The sequence below is a fragment of the Gemmatimonadota bacterium genome, from assembly GCA_041390105.1.
Lineage (GTDB): Bacteria > Gemmatimonadota > Gemmatimonadetes > Longimicrobiales > Gaopeijiaceae > JAGQIF01.
In genome coordinates this window covers 481,746-499,940 of record JAWKQO010000003.1, presented here as the reverse complement: position 1 = coordinate 499,940, position 18,195 = coordinate 481,746, and the positions used below count along the sequence as shown (strand labels likewise).

Here is an 18,195-nt window from a genome sequence, read left to right as displayed (position 1 = left end):
GGCTAGCCGACCGTAACGAAGACGCGCGTGGCCAGATCCGGCCGCACGGAGCTGATCCCGCCGCGCCCGTCGACGCGGATGTCGAGGCGCCCGTCGAGGTTCCTGCGCTGGACCGTGAGGCGCGCACCCGGCAACAAGCCAGCCTGCTCCAGCCAGCGCAGCGGTGCAGCGTCGCCATCCATGACCTCGCGCACCACGGCCCGCTCGCCTTCGGGAACATCGGCCAGGGTATCGCGGCAGACGGGCTCGATCTGTCCGCTGCGGCTGGGGATGGGCGCTCCGTGCGGATCGTAGGCAGGATCTCCCAGCGCGGCGGCCATCCGTTCGATCAGTTCGTCCGAAGCGGCATGCTCCAGGCGCTCTGCCTCATCGTGCACGTGGTCCCAGGAATAGCCGAGCACCTGGGTGAGATAGGTCTCGAGCACGCGATGCCGACGCACGACCCGTAGCGCGGCATGCGTCCCCTTCTCGGTGAGACGGACGCCGCGGTAGGGCTCATGCTCCACCCAACCCCCCTCGGCCAGACGCTTGATCATGCCGGTCACCGAGGCCGGCTGGACCTCGAGTGCCTCGGCCAACGCGTTGGTGAGGGCAGGGCCCCCACCCTCGTTCAGCGCGTAGATGGCCTTGAGGTAGTCTTCGACGGACCCGGACAGGTGTGTGTCGTGCATGTTTCAAGATGTACATCGGGGCTCGGGGCGGGAAGCGGGAAATCCCTCACGTGCGCCCGGCACCGGTCCGCGCCGTCCCGCCACCCGGCCCCCTCAACCAACTGACCTGTATCGCGGCGCGGAAACGTCCCGTTCCGAGGACAGCGACCCAGGCGTCCCTTCAAGGAAATGGCGAGTTCACGCCGTTCCGGCCAAGGCACACCGTTTGCGCCTGGACGCTTCCCGAGTCAGGTGCCGGATGGGCCCGAACGGAGGTCGCAGCCATGAACGTGTGGAGTCGACGCAGGTGGGTGCCCGCCCTGCTGGCAGCCGCGTCGGGCTTCGTGCCCCTCAAGGCCGCCCAGGGGCAGACCCGTGTGGTCCCGCAGATCGGGCTCTACGTGCCTGCCACGAGCTTCGGTGCCGTCACGGCGGACGGTGTGGACGGGGCGGTCGAGTTGGGCAAGAAGGAATCGACGCGAGCGTACGGTCTGGGCCTGGAGTGGGGTGGTGGTGGCTTCCTGGGATTGCGGACCAACCTGGCCTATGCCACGTCTTCGGATGTGCCCATCTCCGGGGTCGGCTGCACCGTCTGCTCTTCGCGGAGCACCATGTTGGCCGCGACGGCCGGGTTGGTGGTGCGGCCGCTACGTCTCCTGTTCATCGAGCCCTACCTGATCGGCGGTATGGGCCTGAAGCGGTACGATTTCAGTCGCGCCGACTTCGGCGAGATCCTGGTGGACGACCGGAATGTGCGCGCCTGGCATCTGGGCGTTGGGGGCGAGTTGGACCTGGGCCCCCTGAGCGGCGTGGTGGAGATCTCGGACTATATCAGTGACCGCGACTCACAGGTTCCGGGACACCGCCTACACGACTTCATCGTGTCGGTGGGCATCGGGATCGGAGGTTAGCAAAGCGATCGGAGCGGTTCGCGTCGAGCCCTGGGTGGTGGATGTGAGGAAGGGGTGACGCGCGTGGTTCTCGGGTCAGGCGCGGACCGCTCGAGGCCCCTCCCTGCGTGAGCGGGGAGGGGCCTTTCCGTTGTCCCCATGAGAAAAGGGAGGCCCCCTGCGGGACCTCCCTCTCTTGCATCAGCAGCGGTGCGGCTTCAGGCGCTGAGGTAGCCGCCCTCTGCGAGGAGCTCCCTCAGTCGCGGTCCGCGCTCCGGGAGCGAGGTCCGCGTGACCTGACGAGCGAAGGCGATGCGCTCCTTCACGGCGATCTTGTCGAGGATTGCGATCGGCGCTCCGTAGCGGAGCAGGATCCTCTTCGCGTCGATGGCGACCTGATCTTCCAACTCGATCCCCCCTGGAAAGGTGAAAACAAGGCGGGTAAAGCTCGCTCAAAATACGGGTCGCCTGCCCCGATCGCCAGAGTCCCGAAACATCCGTGTCCGGGGCGCCCCGGTTTTCCACAGATGTTTACAGCCGACTCAATCTATTGTCGGACAATAGATTAGGTGTCCTGATCCACAGCATCTTCCACGGCGATTTCCAGACTGCGGGGGGCTTCCAGGGGCATCTGGAGACGGATCCGGGACCCGCCTCCTTCCGGCTCGCGGGCGGGCTCTCCGGGGCTCCCGTCGACATGGGCCGCGGCCGTCGTCGGCACGGGCAGCCAGGGCTCCAGGACCACCGTAAGGGGCACCACCCCCCAGGTTTGCTCGCAGTCGAAGCGGTGGGAGCGGTCGGTGCGACGATACCGGACCCGCATCTCCGAGGTCCCGACTCGGAGGTGTTCGAGCGCGAATGCGTTCCAGTCCGGGGGGCAGTGGGGCGCCACCCCGACGCGGGCGTAGGGGGCGTCGGGGCGGATCCCCACGCTGCTGTGCACCGCCCGCACCAGGTCGGAAGCCTGTCCCAGATGGCGGGCCGGTCGTCCCTCCGCCCCCGGAGCGGCCTGCGCGCTCCAGTCGGTGACGATCTCCTCCTCCGCTTCGCGCTGGTCGGCGCCGGTCCAGAGTCGAAAGCGACCGGCCGTCTCCTCGCCCAGGAGGCCGGCCTCGATCCAGACACCCACGTCCTCGGGGACTCCCGCCGCCAAGAGCCCGCGAGCCAACAGCTCCGTTGCCGTCGCGTCCGCCCACAGGGCGCCGTCCGCACCGTAGTCCGCCACGGCCCGGGGCCGACCCTCTGCATCCAAGGTGACCCAGCCGTCCAGGGCGCTCAGCGCCGCCTGCACCGCCGCGTCGCAGCGGCGGGCATCGGCTCCTCCCTCGATGCGAAGGCGCGTGCGGTTCTCGAGCGCGCTGGATCGCTCGCGCCGGATGCGCTCCGGCACGGCGTCCGGGTCCCCGAGGGCGCGAGGCCACGAGCCTGCCAGGAGATCGTCCGTCCGCACCGAAACGCCGGCCCGTGACAGCGCGATCCAGAACGGAGGGTGGGGCGGGTCCGGAAGCGCGGGCAGAGGGGGGCCGTCCCACGAAGGCAGTCCGCTTTGGCCCTCCGGCTCCACGCGCAGCAGCAGCGCCGGGGCGCGGATGGGCACGTAGACCGTGACCGCTCCATGGGCCGAGCGCGAGCGCACCCAACCGGGCCCCTCTGCGTCCACGCTCCAGGCGTGCGTCCCCCAGCCCAGGCGGCGTACTGCGGGCACGCCGTCCAATCCGAGGGTCCAACCGCGCTCCGGGTCCAGGCAGGCGAACGCGCGACGTCCGGTGGTGGGCCGGATGCCTTCGCTCACGCCTGCCCTGGCTCGGGCGGTACGATACGGAGCGAGCGGAGGCGATTCAGCGCCGCCGCCAGCTCGAAGCGGCGGAACTCGGCGAGGTCCCCAACCATCCGCGAGTCCAGCGCGTCCAGGCCACGGCGGTCCATCTCCTCCAGCACGGCGCTCAGGATCTCGGGCACCGAGCGCTCCCCATCCACAAAACGCTCACTGGCCAGGAGAAGCCCCAGGGCGATGGCCCGCGTCTGCGCCGTGGAAATGAGCTGCTCCACCGCGCCCAGGTCGATGTCGTCCGCACCGAAGCGGAAGAAGGAGCGACCCTGCAGGCGGATGTTCGAGGAGCGACGGCCGTGCCGGGCCGTGATCGAGCCCGCCTCGGGGACGCGGCGCCGGCGTCGTCCGATCGGGCCCACGACCTCGCTCACCCGTCCGGTGGGGAAGATCGATGCGATCTGGCGCGCCTTGGCCGTCACCAGTTTCGGTGTGTACTCCTCCATGGCGATGACCGTGTCGGCGACATCGAGGTAGTCTCCGCTGCCACCCACCACGATGACGGAGCTGACGCCCAGCTCGTCGTAGAGCTGTCGTACCCGGTCGATGAACGGGGTGATCGGCTCCAGTTCCTTGGGCACCAGCGCCTGCATGCGGTGGTCCCGGATCATGAAGTTGGTGGCGGCCGTGTCTTCGTCGACCAGCAGGGTGGAGGCGCCCGACTCCACGGCCTCCAGGATCCCCGCCGCCTGGCTGGTGGAGCCCGAGGCGTTGGGAGTGCTGAAGAAGCGGGTGTCCCGCTCGAGCGGCAGGTTGACGATGAACGGGGAGATGTCCACGCCTGAGACGGCCCTGCCATCCTCCGCGCGCACCTTCACCGTCGCCGCACTGGAGACGACCAGCTCCCGTCCGTCTCCTGGACGGTGGTTGTAGATCCCCCACTGGAGCGCCTGCAGCAGCGTGCTCTTGCCGTGGAAGCCGCCGCCCACCACCAGGGTCACGCCCTCGGGGACGCCCATGCCCGTGATGCGCCCCCGGTTGGGCACCTCCGCGGTGAGGCGGAGCTCTGGCGGCGAATCGAAGGGCACCACCCGTCCGGTCTTGAGGGGCAGTGAAGACACGCCGGAGGCACGGGGCAGGATGGACCCGTCCGCCACGAAGGCCACCAACCCCAGCTCGCTCAGCCAGTCGCGCAGGAAATCGGCGTCCTCGTTGGCGTCGGCGTGAGCCTTGAGGTCTTCGGGGCGGTACTCATCCCCGCGCAGAGCCCGCCAGATCGTCGCGGGCACGTCCTCGCACAGGAGCTCCGCAGCCGCTCCACCCCGGATCCGTCGGCCGTAGGCGGGGAGGCCAACCGTGAAGCGGGCCTGGATGGACCCGTCGGGTGCCAGCTGCACCGCCGTCTGGCGCAGCACCTCCTGGCCGGGCGCAGTCATGAAGATCTGGCCGCTCTTGCCGGTCCCGCGCGGCTTGGATTCGGCCTCGGCGATGCGGGCGAAACGGCGCGCCACCAGGGACTCGATTCCGCGGGCCCTCGGGAGGTTGTTGCGGAGGTTTCCGGCGATCCGGGCCAGGTCGGGGGGTACGAACGCACGGACCCGCGTCGGCTCGGCGAACGGATCGCCCTGAACGTGGTCGACCGAGATCCGGAACGATCCGAACGACCACTCGCCTTCGATGGACTTGTAGGCTTTATAGCTTCGGCCGTCGAGCGCGGTCAGCGCCCGGCGCAGCTCCTCGTGCGTCCGCATGGTCCGGAAGATCGAACAGGTGTGAAGGTCCGACAACCGAGCGCGCCTTGGTTGCCCCGAAATCGGCGTTACGCCACACTTGAGCCTCGCAGTTCGCCCGAGCCCCGCGGTCTGCCCGGCCAGGGCCCGTCTTCTCGGAACACCGCCATGCCCATCCGCTTCGCCCGGCCTCTTGCCGGACTCGTCTCCCTGCTCGCGCTCTCCGTCACCGCGGTGGCGTGCGACCGCACCGGTGATCGTACGTCCGGGTCGGGCAGTCCCGCGCTTCCCTCCACCGCCAAGGTGGCGCGCGCGAACGGGGGGATGCTGGCCAGCGCCTCGCCCCTCGCCACCGCCGCGGGTGTGCGCATGTTCGAGGCGGGGGGCAATGCTGCGGACGCGGCCGTCGCCGCGTCGTTCGCATTGGCCGTGGTCGAGCCGAGCATGTCGTCGCTGGGCGGGCGCATGCAGGTCCTGGTGCACCAGCCGGACGGATCGTTCCGGGCCTTGGACGCCACCACCCAGGCGCCCCTGGCCTACGACTCCGAAAACGCTCCCGAGGCCTCGTATGGCTACGCGACGGTCGGGATCCCGGGCATGGTCGCCGGTGCGCTCGAGGTCCATGCGTCCTACGGCTCGCTCCCGTTGGCCCAGGTGATGGCGCCCGCGATCGACTACGCACGTCGGGGATTCGTGTTGGACGACGAGATCGGCGGCCACATCGTGGCAAGTGCGGAACGGCTGGCCGAATCGGAGGGTGGCCGCAGGTACTTCTTCAAGCCGGACGGTACGCCCTACGGACCCGGGGACCGCCTGGTCCAGGAGGATCTGGCCCGGACGCTCGAGCGCATCGCGGAGGGTGGCCTGCGCGTCTTCTACGAGGGAGCCATCGCCGAGCAGATCGTCGACGACATGGAGGCGAACGGAGGGTTCGTCACGCTTGCCGACCTCGCGCAGTACCGCGTCGTCGACTCGCGCGTGCTGCGCGGCACCTATCGGGGCTTCGAACTCGTCGGCTCGGACGTACCCGCCGGCGGCGGAACGGTGATCGAAGCGCTGCAGATCCTCGAGACCCTCGACGTGCCCAGCCTGGACGAGGAAGCCTGGATGGCGGTGGTCGGGCAGGCGTTGATGCTCGGCTTCGAGGACTACTACGGCGGCGTGCAGCTCGAGGAGGAGCGCGCCGATGTGCTGACCTCGAAAGAGTGGGCCGTGCGCCGTGCACGCGAGATCCGGCTACCCGCGGCGGTGGGGGTGGCCGCCGCGGGCCTGGGAATGGCCCTCCCCATGGGCGGGATTCCCGAATTCTGGTCGGCACACCAGCATACCACGCACCTCACCGCTGCCGATGCGGACGGCCGCATCATCGCGCTCACCCAATCGCTCGGTCCGGCCATGGGCTCGAAGGTGGTGGCACCGGGCCTGGGCTTCACCTACGCAGCCACACTGGGCGGATATCTCGGACCGATCGCGCGCGGCCAGCGGGCGGGCTCGGCCATCTCGCCCTTCATGATCGAGAAGGACGGAACGCCACGCTGGGCACTGGGCGCCGCCGGCGGGCTTCGCATCATCGCCGGTGTCGTCGAGGTGTCATCGCGGCTGATGGATCGTGGGGAGTCCCTCGAGGACGCAGTGGCCGGAGCCCGGTTCTTCCCCAACATGGGTCGTAGCGGCCCAGGGCCCTGGGAACTGGAGACAAGCCCGGTGGCGTCCTGGACCGAGAGCTCGGCGCTGGCGTTGTTGAACAGCCTGGACATCGAAGCCGAAGCCAACCCCAGTCCCACCTCGTTCTCGCGTGTGCACGCCGTGGGCATCGAAGCGGACGGCACCCTGCTTGGTGTGGCGGATCCGCGCTGGGGCGGGGCCGCGGACGGCGCCATGAAGACAGGAGGTCATTGATGCGACGGCTGCTCACGGTTGCCCTCGTGCTCGGCGCAGCGGCCTGTGCCGCCGACGCCGAGCCCTACGACGTGCTCATCCGTGGAGGATCGCTGATCGATGGCACGGGTGCGCCGGCCCGGGACGCGGACGTGGGCCTCAGAGGCGGAGTCATCGCCGCCGTCGGCGACCTGTCTGGCGCCGAGGCCGCCACGGTCATCGATGCGAGCGGGTTGGTGGTGGCGCCCGGGTTCATCGACGTGCACTCCCATTCCGGCCCCGGTCTGGCAAGCGCGGAGTTGAGTCACGCCCAGCCACTGCTCGCGCAGGGTCTCACAACCGTCTTCATCAATCCGGATGGCGGCGGGCCTGTGGACATCGCGGCGCAACACACGGCGCTGCTGGAGCACGGCCTCGGCGTGAATGCCGCTCCCTTCATCTCACACGGCAGCGTACGCGGAGCCGTTCTGGGCTCGGAGGACCGCGCACCGACGGCGGAGGAGATGGACGAGATGAAAGGCCTGGTGCGCGCCGGTATGGAGGCGGGCGCCTGGGGGTTGTCGAGCGGGACCTTCTACGTGCCGGGCTCGTTCTCCAAGCCGGACGAGATCAACGAGCTGGCGAAGGTGGTGGCCGAGTACGGAGGAGCCTACGAAAGCCACATCCGCGACGAGTCCAACTACACGGTCGGCGTGGTGGCCGCCGTGGACGAAGTGATCGATGTGGCCCGCCAGGCCGGCATCCCGGCCGTGGTGACGCACATCAAGGCGTTGGGCCCGCCGGTGTGGGGCACCTCAGACGAGATCATCGAGCACATCCGCGCGGCGCGCGAAGTGGAGGGCCTGCCCGTCTGGGCGGATCAGTACCCCTACGAAGCATCTGCCACCGGATTGGATGCGGCCCTGCTGCCACGCTGGGCCCAGGCGGGGGGGCGTGATGCCCTGCGCGCTCGCCTGGCGGACCCGGGTACGCTGCGCCGTATCCGTACGGAGATGGTGGAGAACCTCGCCCGTCGGGGTGGGGCCGACCGCATCCAGTTCCGCCGCTTCACGCCCGACCCCGCCATCGAGGGCCGGAAGCTGTCGGAGATCGCAACGGAACAAGGGCGGGATCCCCTCGATGTCGCGCTCGACATCATCCGGCAGGGATCGGCCTCGATCGTGTCCTTCAACATGAGTGAGGACGACGTGCGCGCCTTCATGGTCCAGCACTGGACGATGACGTCGTCCGACGGTGATCTGGTGCCCATGAACGAAGGGGTTCCGCATCCGCGCTCGTACGGGGCCTTCGCGCGCAAGCTCCGCCGCTATGTCGTGGAGGAGGGCGTCGTCGAGCTACCGCAGGCCATCCACAGCATGACGGGCCTGCCGGCCCAGGTGTTCGGCATGACGGACCGGGGGCGCATCGCAGAGGGTCTGGCCGCCGACGTGGTCGTCTTCGACCTGGCCCGTGTCAACGACCGTGCCACCTACACCGAGCCCCACCAGCTTGCCGAAGGCATGGTCCACGTGTTCGTCAACGGCCAGCCCGCCATCACGGATGGCCGCTTCACGGGGGGCCTTCACGGGAAGGTCCTCCAGCACCCGCGCCCCGGCGCGACACAGGAGGGAGACGCCCACCAATGAGCAGTGTCCGCGCGTTCATGGAGAAGCACTACCGTCACTTCAACGCCCGCGAGGCGCTCTGGGCCGCCCAGGCCTACGAGGCCCACATCGAGAAGGGCGGCAAGATGCTCGTCTCTCTGGCGGGCGCCATGTCCACCGGTGAGCTGGGCGTGATCCTGGCCCGGCTCATCCGCGCCGACATGGTTCACGCGATCTCCTGCACGGGCGCCAACCTGGAAGAGGACGTCTTCAATCTGGTCGGCAACAAGACCTACGAGATCATCCATGACTGGCGTGCACTCTCGGCGGGGGACGAGCAGGCCCTCTACGAGCGCGGGATGAACCGCGTCACCGACACCTGCATCCCCGAAGACGTGGTGCGCTACATCGAGGCGGAGCTGGTCCGGCAGTGGAAGCACGCTTCCGCCAATGGCATCCGCCGCACGCCGGCCGAGTTCCTGATGGAGGCTCTCAGGAGCGGGCGCCTGGACGAGCACTTCCAGGTGGATCGCTCCGAGTCGTGGCTGCTGGCGGCCATGGAGAAGGGGGTACCTGTCTACGCGCCGGGGTGGGAAGACTCGACGACCGGCAACATCTTCGCGGCCCGCGTGATCAACGGCACCCTGCCGGACCACTCGTGCGTGAAGAGCGGCACCGAGCAGTTCCACCACCTGGTCGAGTGGTACATGAAGAACAACGGCGCCGCCGAGGGCACGCCCTCGGTGGGCTTCTTCCAGATCGGGGGAGGCATCGCCGGTGACTTCGCCATCTGCGCGGTGCCGTGCATCATCCAGGATCTGGAGCAGGAGGTGCCGTTCTGGGGCTACTTCTGTCAGATCACCGACGCCGAGGTGTCGTATGGTGGCTATTCGGGGGCGGTGCCCAACGAGAAGATCACCTGGGGCAAGCTCGAGGCCGATACGCCCAAGTTCCTGGTCAAGTCGGACGCGACCATCGTGGCACCGTTGATTTTCGGGTACCTGTTGCAGGACTGAGGGGTGGGGCGCTGCGGCCCTGCGTCGCCTCGCGGATGTGATTTCTCGTCCTCTGACTGAAGGAGGCTCCATGCTCCGTCTGCGGATGGTCCGGTCGCTGCTGTTCCTCTGCCTCCTGCCTGCGCTCTACAGCGGCCTGCCTACGCCGGCCGGCGCACAGGAGGCCACGGACCCCTTCCTCTGGCTGGAGGACGTGGAGGGCTCCCGCGCGATGGAGTGGGTGCTGGCCCGCAATGCGGAGACCCGCGCCGCTCTCAAGGCGCTGCCCGACTACGAGCGCATGTATCGCAACACGCTGGACCTCCTGACGTCCGGCGACCGCATCGCCTATCCCACCATGCGCGGCGAGTGGATCTACAACTTCTGGACGGACGCCGAGCGGCCGCGGGGCGTGTATCGGCGTACCAGCTGGGATGCGTATCTGAGCGGCAACCCCACCTGGGAGACGGTGCTGGACGTCGATGCCCTGGCCGAGGCGGAGGGGCAACCGTGGGCGTTCCACGGTCTGAACTGCCTGCTCCCCGAAGAACGCCTCTGTCTGGTGAGCCTGTCGCCGGGCGGGTCGGACGCGGATGAAGTCCGGGAGTTCGACCTGGAGCGGAAAGCGTTCGTGCCCGGCGGTTTCCACGTGCCGGTCTCCAAGAACTCCGTGGCCTGGGTGGACGAGAACACCCTGCTGGTGAGCCACAACCTGGACGAAGCTCGGAACACCACCTCCGGATACTCCGCGGCGGTGCGGCGCTGGACGCGCGGAACCCCTCTGGAACAAGCGCCCGTGATCGCGGAAGCCAACCGCGATGACATGGCCATGTGGCTGGGCACCCAGGAGACGGCGGACGGTGCGCGCGTGATGGTAATGCGCTTCATCACCATCTTCGACACCGAGTACAGGATCCTCGACGGTGAGCGGCTGGTGCCGATCGACATCCCCTCCGACGCACAGCTGTCGATGGTCGGAGACCGGATGGTGCTCCACCTCATCTCCGATTGGACCGTGGGTGGCGAGACCTTCGCCGCCGGCTCGGTGGTGAGCACCGGTCTGGGAGACTACCTGGCCGGCCGGAGGAACATCGAGACGGTGGTGGTGCCCGGTGCACGCTCCACCATCAACGGCGTAGCGGCTACGCGCGACTACCTGCTGATCAACGAGCTGACCGAGGTGCAGGGGCACCTGTTCCGCTACTGGCGGGACGCGTCCCAGGGCTGGTTGAAGGAGGAGATCCCGGCGCCCCCGATGGGTTCGGTGGGCATCGGCGCCACGTCGGTGCACCACAACCGCTTCTTCTTCACCTACAGCTCGTTCATCCAACCCAGCACGCTGTATCTGGCCGAGGAGGACGGCTCGGTCCGCACGGTGAAGAGCCTCCCCGCGCAGTTCGATGCGGCAGGTCTCATTGTGGAGCAGTTCCAGGCCGTGTCCAAGGACGGCACGCGTGTGCCCTACTTCGTGGTGCATCCCCGGGACATGGTTCTGGACGGCACCAACCCCACGCTGCAATACGGGTACGGCGGGTTCCAGATCTCCAGCACGCCCAGTTACCTGGGCGCGCAGGGCAAGGGCTGGGTGGAGAACGGTGGGGTGTACGTGCTGGCCAACATCCGGGGTGGCGGCGAGTTCGGTCCTGATTGGTGGAAGGCTGCGCTCAAAGAGAACCGCCAGCGGGCCTACGACGACTTCATCGCGGTCAGTGAGGACCTCATCGCCCGCAAGATCACCTCGCCGGAGCATCTGGGCATCATGGGCGGTAGCAACGGCGGTCTGCTCGTCGGGGCTACGATGACGCAGCGGCCCGACCTCTACAACGCGGTGGTGATCCAGGTGCCCCTGTTGGACATGAGGCGCTATCACACACTGTTGGCCGGGGCCAGCTGGATGGCCGAGTACGGGGATCCGGACAAGCCCGAGGAGTGGGAGTACATCCGCAAGTACTCTCCCTACCAGAACATGAAGGCGGACGTCCACTACCCGAAGCCCTTCATCTTCACCACGACCCGGGACGACCGCGTCCATCCGGGACACGCGCGCAAGATGGCGGCGCTCATGCTGTCCCAGGGGCACGATCTCTACTACTTCGAGAACGTCGAAGGGGGGCACGGGGCCGGGGTAACGCCGGAGCAGCAGGCGGAGTCGCTGGCGCTCTGGCTGGCCTACCTGCACCAACAGCTCGGACCGACGCGTCCGGTGAGCTGAGCGGCGAGGGGCACGTGCGGATCGCGGCGCTCTACGACATCCACGGCAACCTTCCCGCCCTGGAGGCCGTGCTGGACGACGTCCGTGCCGCGGGCGTCGACGAGGTGGTGATGGGGGGTGACGTGCTTCCGGGACCGATGCCAGCCGAGTGCGTCGAGCGACTTCTCGGCCTCGATCTGCCGATCCGTTTCATCCACGGAAACGGGGACCGCGCCGTGCTGCAGCGCAAACGGGGAGTCGAGAGCGGAGAGTACCCGGCTTCCCTGGGCGAGGTGATGGAGTGGAACGCCGCACAGATCTCCTCCGCCCAGCAGGCGGTCTTGGAGGGCTGGCCGAGCACCGTCCGCGCCGAGGTGCCCGGGCTGGGGCGGGTGCTGTTCTGCCATGCGACCCCACGCAACGACACCGAGATCTTCACGGCTCTCACGCCGGCGGAGCGGTTGCACGCGGTGTTCGACGGCGTAGAGGCCGACGTGGTGGTCTGTGGCCACACCCACATGCCGTTCGAGCGGACCGTCGGTGGACTACGGGTGGTCAACGCGGGCAGTGTCGGGATGCCCTTCGGGCCCGCCGGCGCGGATTGGCTGCTGCTGGGGCCGGACATCGATTTCCGGCACACCGACTACGATCTGGAGGCCGCGGCGGCCGCGGTGCGGGCCACGGCCTATCCGCAGGCGGAGAGCTTCGCGGCCAACAATGTGTTGGTGCCGCCCTCGGCGGCTGCGATGCTGGAGGCGCTGGAGAAGGGAGCGGTGCGCTAGGAGGTGCGTCAGCCTGACCGCTGCTTCCCTACAGCCGCTCCCGCACGATCTCCTGCACGACCCGCGGATCCGCCTTTCCGCCCGTCTCTTTCTTGGCCAGGCCCACGAAGAAGCCCATGAGGCTGTCCCGGCCCTCCTTGAGGGCCTGCGCTTTGTCCGCGTTCTCGGCCAGCAGGCGTTCCACCAGCGGAACCAGATCCGAGCGGTCGTCCACACGGTCTGCTGCGAGGCGCTCCGCGATGGCGCTGGGGTCGCCTCCCTTCTCCAGGAGCTCGACCAGCACCTGACGCCCCACGCCGGTGGGAATGGTCTCCGTCTCGACCAGCGCCACCAGCTTCGCGAAGGCCTTGCCCGTCAGAGTGAGGGGGCGGTCCTTGGTCTCGCGCCGCACGTCGTTGACCACCCACTTGGCCAGGGCGGCCGGTTCGGCCGGGCCGGCCAGGGCGTCGTCCATCAGGGTGGCGAGCGCGTCTTCGCGCGCGATCACGTCCGCGTCCAGGATCGGGACCTCGAGGCCGACGTAGCGGTCGAAGCGCTCGGCCTCGTTGCCCTTGCGCCGGCGGTCGCGGATGGCCTTCTCGGCCTCCGAGGGGCCGTGGCCGTGGCCGTGGTGATGGTGATGGTGGTGGTGGTGGTGACCGTGGGGGTGGGGCGCCGCGGGCGAGTCGGAAGGGGTCGCCGCGTCCGCTGCGGCGCGGGCCTCGGCCTTATTCGCGGTGGGGGCGACGTTGACCGTGCTCGCCCGCTTCGCCCACGTGTCCCGCAGCGTCACCGTCCGGTTGAACACCAACGCACCCGGCGTGGAGTCCTCCGGGTCGCTGATGAAATAGCCCAGTCGCTCGAACTGGTAGCGGCTGCCGGCAGGATCGTGCGACACGCTGGGCTCGATCCAGCCCCGCCGCACCACCAGCGACTCGGGGTTGAGGAAGTCGGTGAAGTCTCCTCCCTCGGGCACGCTCTCCGGATCGGACTCCGTGAAGAGGCGGTCGTACATCCGCAGCTCGCAGGGCAGGGCATGTGCGGCGCTCACCCAGTGGATGGTGCCCTTGACCGAACGCCCATCGGGGGCATCCCCGCCACGGGTGGCCGGGTCGTACGTGCAGCGCAGCTCGGTGACGTTGCCGTCCGCGTCCTTGATCACCTCGTCGCACGTGACGAAATAGCCGTAGCGCAGGCGCACCTCCCGGCCGGGCGCGAGTCGGTGGAATCCCTTGGGGGGCTCTTCCTCGAAGTCGCTGCGCTCGATCCAGAGCGTGCCGTCGAACGGCAGCGGCCGCGAGCCCTCCAGCGGAACGTCGTGTGGGTAGAGGGGGGCGTCGATGGTGTCGGTGGTGCCCGCGGGCCAGTTGCTGATGACGACCTTCAGCGGGTCGGAGACGCACATCACCCGCGGGACCCTGGGGTTCAGGTCGTCCCGGATGGCGAACTCCAGCTTGCTGATGTCGGCTCGGTTGTCCGCGCGCGCCACACCGATCATGTCGCAGAAGGCTCGCAGCGCTTCCGGAGTGACACCCCGACGACGGAGCCCCGAGATGGTGGGCATGCGAGGATCGTCCCAGCCACTGACGTGGCCCTCGTTCACCAGGCGCAGCAGCTTGCGCTTGCTCACGATGGTGTAGTCGAAGTTGCGGCGCGCGAACTCGTACTGATGGGTGCGCGGCTCCTCGAAGCCCACCCGGTCCACCAACCAGTCGTAGATCTCGCGGTTGTTCTCGAATTCGAGCGTGCAGAACGAATGGGTGATGTCTTCGATCGCGTCCGAGAGACCGTGCGTGTAGTCGTAGAGTGGGTAGATCACCCAGTCGGTGCCCCGCCGGTAGTGCGCATGGTGGCGGATGCGCCAGAGGACCGGATCCCGCATCACCATGTTGGGATGGGCCATGTCGATCCTGGCGCGCAGCACGTGCGTGCCGTCCGGAAACTCTCCTGCCTTCATGCGCCGGAAGAGGTCGAGGCTCTCCTCCGCTGTCCGGCCGCGATGGGGGCTGGGCCGGCCTGGCTGGGTGACGGTGCCCCGGTACTCCCGGATCTCCTCCTCCGAGAGGGAGTCCACGTAGGCGTGGCCGTCCCGGATCAGCTTCTCGGCGAACTCATAGAGTTTCTCGAAGTAGTCCGAGGCGAAGTAGAGGCCGTCCCATTCGAAGCCCAACCAGCGCACGTCGCGCTTGGCGGCCTCGACGTAGCGCATCTCCTCGGTCTCCGGGTTGGTATCGTCGAAACGGAGATTGCAGGTGCCCCCGAACTCCTCGGCGATGCCGAAGTTCAGGCAGATGGAGGTGGCGTGGCCCAGGTGCAGAAAGCCGTTGGGCTCCGGGGGAAAGCGTGTGGCCACGCGGCCCCCGTAGGTGCCCTCGGCAACGTGGCGGGCTACGATCTCCCGGAGGAAGTCCCGCGGCTTGTCGGATCGGTCGGTGTCGGACATGCCGAAAAGGTAGCCCGAGCGCGCCGCCGCGGAACCGGGGGGCCGGGGCCCGGCAGCGGAGCCGGGCCCGGCCGGCTCAGGGGGGGGTCGCCCCGGTACTGCCCTTCGTCGAGTTCGTCAGCGGGCGGCGCGGGCTGGGTGCCGAGATCCGCCCGCTCCTTGCCAGAAGCAGCTCGCCGGCAGTCATTGAGGAACGGATCCCCCAGCGACCCGCCTCCCGAGGTTTCATGGCCACCTACGCGCAACTCGCCGCCAAGCTCCTTCGCGATGCAGCGGTCTTCTTCCGCAACGTCGGCGCGCAGAACCAGTCGCTTCAGGAGCAGATGCAGGACAACGCCTCGGTCTACGATCAGGTCGCCGATCTGGTCGAGAGAGACCCGTTGGGCGAGCTCGACATGGGCGAGGGCGACGAACGAGGGGACGGCTGAGGGTGCGCCCCGAGCGCTGGGCGCAGGTCGAGGCGCTGTTCCAGGAGGCGGCGGACCTTCCCGCGGATCAACGCGCGTCGTTCCTCCAGGAGCGCTGCCCGGACCCGGAGCTGAGGCGGGAGGTCGAGAGCCTGCTCCAGGCTGCCGGCAGCCAGCTCACGGACGCGGTGGCGTCGGTCAAACGCGCCTCCGAGGACCTGATCGGGAGCGCGGCTGCAGGCGTCGAGGGGCGTCGACTCGGCCCGTACCGCGTGGGCCGCGAGATCGGCCGCGGCGGGATGGGGGTCGTATACCTCGGCGAGCGCGACGATGGCGAGTTCGAGCGCCAGGTCGCGATCAAGGTCCTTCCCGGGGCGCTGTTCTCGGACGAGGCGATGGCGCGCTTCCGGAACGAGCGGGCGATCCTCGCCGGGCTCGACCACCCCAACATCGCCAGACTGCTCGACGGGGGAGCGACCGCGGAGGGCGTCCCCTACGTCGTCATGGAGTACGTCGAGGGCCTCCCCCTCGACACCTATGTACGGGAGAAGGGCCTGGACCTGGAGTCGCGCATCTGGCTCTTTCTGAGCATCTGCGCCGCGGTCCAGTACGCGCACCGGAATCTGGTGGTCCACCGCGACCTCAAGCCCGGAAACATCCTCGTGACGGAAGATGGCGTCCCGAAGCTGCTCGACTTCGGTATCGCCAAGCTGCTCACGCCGGAGGACGAGCTCGCCGCGGCGCGTACGGCCACCCGCATCATGACGCCGGCGTTCGCCAGCCCCGAGCAGCTCCGCGGCGAGCGGATCGGAACGCCGTCGGATGTCTACTCGCTCGGTCTCATCCTCTACGGGCTGCTGGCGGGTGAGCTTCCTTACGCCGAGGAAGATTCCACGCCGGCCGAGCTCAGTCGACGGATCGCAGAGGAGGACCCCCGGCTTCCGAGCACCGTGGCGTCGAACGCGCGGCTAGCGGGCGACCTCGACACCATCGCCCTCACGGCGCTGCGGCGGGAGCCCGAGCGGCGCTACGGTTCGGTCGAGGCGCTGGCGGACGACTTGAGGCGGTACCTCACGTCGCAGCCGATCGCGGCGCGGCCGCCCACCTGGGGCTACCGGTCGCGGAAGTTCGTCCAGCGCAACCGCGCGGGCGTCGCGGCTGCCGCCGCCGTGGTCACGCTACTCGTCGGGTTTGGGGTGGCGATGGTGGTTCAGAACGGCCGCGTCTCTGCGCAGCGCGACGCGGCCGAGCGTGCGGAGCGCCAGGCCGAGCGCGCGTCCGAGTTCCTGGTCAACCTGTTCGAGCTTGCCGACCCCAACGAAGTCGGCGGTGCCGACATGACGGCGCTCGAGCTACTGAACCGGGGAACCGACCTGGCCCGGGAACAACTTCGGGACGAGCCGGAGACGCGGGCGGCCGTGCTCGACATGATCGGAAGCGTCCACGCGACCATGGCGCGCTGGGACACAGCGCGTGCCCTGCTCGGGGAAGCGCGCGACCTCAGGCGCGAAGCGCTGGGAACGGAGGACGGGGACTATCTGCACACCGTCTACAATCTCGGTATCCTCGAGCTGCGTCGCGGAGACGCGGCCGCCGCTCTTCCGCTCCTGGAGGAGGCCACTGACGGGCTGCGCCGGGTGAACGGGGAGGTGCACGAGTCGACGGGCTCGGCGCTCTACAACCTGGGGTTCGCGCGCGAGCTCAGGGGAGACCTCGACGGGGCTGCCGCCGCGTACCAGCAGAGCGCAGCGGTCGCGGACGCACTCGATCCGACCGGTGCTGGATCGACGCAGCCCTTGAACGGTCTCGGGGGACTGCTCTTTCGCGAGGGCCGCTACGATTCGGCGGCGGTCATCTTCGAGAGGGTGCTCGACCGTCAGAGCACGATGTTCGACGGGCCGCACGAGCAGGTAGCGTCGACACTCAACAACCTCGCCACCGCCTACTCGCGCCGGCGTCAGTACGATGTCGCCGACTCCCTGTATGAGCGCTCGATCGGGATGCGGCGGGCGCTGTACGGTGACGCACACCCCAGCACGCTGTCTGCGCTCACGAACCTGGCCGTCAACAAGAGTCGCCAGGGTCTTCAGGACGAGGCGATCACGCTGCTGGGCGCGGTCGTCGCGGCCCGGCGCACGCTCGATCAACCCGCGGTCCTGTCCGCGGACCTCAGCGACTACGGCGTCAACCTCCTGCGGGGCGGCCGCCAGGCCGCGGCAGCAGCGGCGTTTGCCGAGTCGGTCGAGATCGGACGGGCCGCCAGCCCCGGTCATCCGGACCTCGCGTACCCCTTGTCGGGCCTGGCGCGCACGCGGGTGCTCGCGGGCGACACGGCGGCGGCGGAGCCGATGCTGCGCGAGGCGCTTGCCCTGCGCCGAAACGCGTTCGGAGACGACCACCCGTTGGTCGCCGTGAGCTACGAGGATCTCGGTCGCTATCTCGGTAGCCGTCGGATGTGGGTCGCTGCCGATTCCGCGCTCACTCGTGCGCTCGAGATCCGTGAGCCGAATCTGGCCAGCGACGACCTCGACCTCGCCGACTCCTTCGTGGACGTGGGGACGGTCCGGGTCCAGTTGGGACGCGCAGACGAGTGCCGGGCCCCGCTGGAGCGTGGGACCGAGATCCGAAGAGCGGTCAGCGAGGCCGACGACCCGCTGGTGGCTGAGGCCGAGAGCGCGCTCGGCGGGTGCCTGCTTCTGTCCGGTGATCGCGCGGCGGCCGCCGTGCTGCTCCGGCGGTCCCACTCGGTCCTCGAGTCGGAGTTCGGACCGGACGACCGGAGGACGGTGCAGGCTGCCGAGTGGTTGGCGCGGGTGGGCGGCGAGCAGCCACGCCAGGATTCGCCCGCCGACGGGGAGTGACCGGAGGAGCGACGGGGATCGCCGCCCTGGCGCCTCAC

13 protein-coding genes are annotated in these 18,195 nt (G+C 68.9%); 8 read left to right on the top strand and 5 right to left on the bottom strand.

Annotated features, from left to right (window positions below):
* Positions 1-2: 2 nt before the first annotated feature.
* Entirely contained in the window at positions 3-671 is a 669-nt protein-coding gene (locus R3E10_15245) for a metal-dependent transcriptional regulator (GenBank protein MEZ4417107.1), read from the bottom strand.
* Positions 672-934: 263 nt separating this feature from the next.
* Between R3E10_15245 and R3E10_15240 the strand changes: the two genes are divergently transcribed.
* Entirely contained in the window at positions 935-1,561 is a 627-nt protein-coding gene (locus tag R3E10_15240; protein ID MEZ4417106.1) for a hypothetical protein, read from the top strand.
* A 197-nt stretch (positions 1,562-1,758) separates the two neighbouring features.
* Here R3E10_15240 and R3E10_15235 read toward each other — a convergent pair whose 3' ends face one another.
* The 3 genes from R3E10_15235 to R3E10_15225 all read right to left on the bottom strand — a co-directional run bounded on the left by R3E10_15235 (position 1,759) and on the right by R3E10_15225 (position 5,059).
* On the bottom strand, positions 1,759-1,947 hold the full coding sequence (locus tag R3E10_15235) for a hypothetical protein (protein ID MEZ4417105.1): 189 nt from the start codon (positions 1,945-1,947) through the stop codon (positions 1,759-1,761).
* A gap of 158 nt (positions 1,948-2,105) precedes the next feature.
* Positions 2,106-3,332 carry a hypothetical protein gene (locus tag R3E10_15230; GenBank protein ID MEZ4417104.1) on the bottom strand — a complete coding sequence of 409 codons (1,227 nt, stop codon included), beginning with the start codon at positions 3,330-3,332 and terminating at the stop codon, positions 2,106-2,108.
* Complete coding sequence (locus R3E10_15225; protein ID MEZ4417103.1) at positions 3,329-5,059, bottom strand: ABC-ATPase domain-containing protein; 1,731 nt, start codon at positions 5,057-5,059, stop codon at positions 3,329-3,331. Before R3E10_15225 ends, R3E10_15230 begins: the two co-directional genes overlap by 4 nt.
* A gap of 147 nt (positions 5,060-5,206) precedes the next feature.
* Here R3E10_15225 and R3E10_15220 point away from each other — a divergent pair, with 147 nt between their 5' ends.
* The 5 genes from R3E10_15220 (at position 5,207) to R3E10_15200 (ending at position 12,467) form a co-directional block, all read left to right on the top strand.
* The gene (locus tag R3E10_15220; GenBank protein ID MEZ4417102.1) at positions 5,207-6,937 is read left to right on the top strand and encodes a gamma-glutamyltransferase; all 1,731 of its coding nucleotides are present in this window, start codon (positions 5,207-5,209) and stop codon (positions 6,935-6,937) included.
* Entirely contained in the window at positions 6,937-8,541 is a 1,605-nt protein-coding gene (locus R3E10_15215) for a D-aminoacylase (GenBank protein ID MEZ4417101.1), read from the top strand. Before R3E10_15220 ends, R3E10_15215 begins: the two co-directional genes overlap by 1 nt.
* Positions 8,538-9,515 (top strand): deoxyhypusine synthase family protein, encoded by a 978-nt coding sequence (locus R3E10_15210; protein MEZ4417100.1) that lies wholly within the window; start codon positions 8,538-8,540, stop codon positions 9,513-9,515. The genes R3E10_15215 and R3E10_15210 overlap by 4 nt, the downstream gene beginning before the upstream one ends.
* Before the next feature lie 70 nt (positions 9,516-9,585).
* Entirely contained in the window at positions 9,586-11,706 is a 2,121-nt protein-coding gene (locus tag R3E10_15205; protein MEZ4417099.1) for a prolyl oligopeptidase family serine peptidase, read from the top strand.
* A 14-nt stretch (positions 11,707-11,720) separates the two neighbouring features.
* Positions 11,721-12,467 (top strand): metallophosphoesterase family protein, encoded by a 747-nt coding sequence (locus R3E10_15200; protein ID MEZ4417098.1) that lies wholly within the window; start codon positions 11,721-11,723, stop codon positions 12,465-12,467.
* Positions 12,468-12,495: 28 nt separating this feature from the next.
* Here the strand turns inward: R3E10_15200 and R3E10_15195 are convergent, their stop codons facing one another.
* On the bottom strand, positions 12,496-14,889 hold the full coding sequence (locus R3E10_15195) for a glutamine--tRNA ligase/YqeY domain fusion protein (GenBank protein ID MEZ4417097.1): 2,394 nt from the start codon (positions 14,887-14,889) through the stop codon (positions 12,496-12,498).
* A gap of 227 nt (positions 14,890-15,116) precedes the next feature.
* On the opposite strand from R3E10_15195, the gene R3E10_15190 reads away from it, so the two are divergent.
* Together R3E10_15190 and R3E10_15185 are read left to right on the top strand one after the other, a co-directional pair.
* A complete protein-coding gene (locus R3E10_15190; protein MEZ4417096.1) occupies positions 15,117-15,317 on the top strand; it encodes a hypothetical protein in 201 nt (66 codons plus the stop codon).
* A 2-nt stretch (positions 15,318-15,319) separates the two neighbouring features.
* Positions 15,320-18,157, top strand: coding sequence for a serine/threonine-protein kinase (locus R3E10_15185; GenBank protein ID MEZ4417095.1), 2,838 nt, complete (start codon positions 15,320-15,322; stop codon positions 18,155-18,157).
* Positions 18,158-18,195: the final 38 nt, after the last annotated feature.